Annotated in this window: 2 rRNA genes; both read right to left on the bottom strand. The window is 58.4% G+C overall.

The features are described 5' to 3' along the window. Window positions 1–630, bottom strand: a 23S ribosomal RNA gene (locus ACGF5U_RS31920); the annotation flags it as partial. A 304-nt stretch (window positions 631–934) separates the two neighbouring features. Next, window positions 935–1,012, bottom strand: a 16S ribosomal RNA gene (locus ACGF5U_RS31925); the annotation flags it as partial.

A 1,012-nucleotide genomic window follows, 5' to 3' on the forward strand; every position in this document is an offset into this window, starting at 1 on the left:
CGACGCTCCCACGGCTTGTAGGCACACGGTTTCAGGTACTATTTCACTCCGCTCCCGCGGTACTTTTCACCATTCCCTCACGGTACTATCCGCTATCGGTCACCAGGGAATATTTAGGCTTAGCGGGTGGTCCCGCCAGATTCACACGGGATTTCTCGGGCCCCGTGCTACTTGGGTGTCTCTCAAACGAGCCGCTAATGTTTCAGCTACGGGGGTCTTACCCTCTACGCCGGACCTTTCGCATGTCCTTCGCCTACATCAACGGTTTCTGACTCGTCTCACAGCCGGCAGACTGTGAAAGAGAGATCCCACAACCCCGCATGCGCAACCCCTGCCGGGTATCACACGCATACGGTTTGGCCTCATCCAGTTTCGCTCGCCACTACTCCCGGAATCACGGTTGTTTTCTCTTCCTGAGGGTACTGAGATGTTTCACTTCCCCTCGTTCCCTCCACATGCCCTATGTGTTCAGGCATGGGTGACAGCCCATGACGACTGCCGGGTTTCCCCATTCGGAAACCCCCGGATCAAAGCCTGGTTGACGGCTCCCCGGGGACTATCGTGGCCTCCCACGTCCTTCATCGGTTCCTGGTGCCAAGGCATCCACCGTGCGCCCTTAAAAACTTGGCCACAGATGCTCGCGTCCACTGTGCAGTTCTCAAGCAACGACCAGCCACCCATCACCCTCCCGCACACAGGCGGCAAGTTCACTGGGGCCGGCATCGCAGAAGGGCGAGCAACGCTCGCACCCTCAGATACCCAACAGCGTGCCCGACCCGATCCCACAGGACTCACGTTCCACGCCGAAGCAGTACTAGTGATCCCGAAGCGACCGTGCCGAATAATCAACGTTCCACCCATGAGCAACCAGCACCGGACGTTCGCCGATGTACTGGCCTCTGATCCGGCGAACCGGATAAGAAGTGCTCCTTAGAAAGGAGGTGATCCAGCCGCACCTTCCGGTACGGCTACCTTGTTACGACTTCGTCCCAATCGCCAGTCCCACCTTCGA

Source organism: Streptomyces sp. NPDC047886 (assembly GCF_043204435.1).
In the GTDB taxonomy this organism is placed as follows: Bacteria; Actinomycetota; Actinomycetes; order Streptomycetales; family Streptomycetaceae; genus Streptomyces.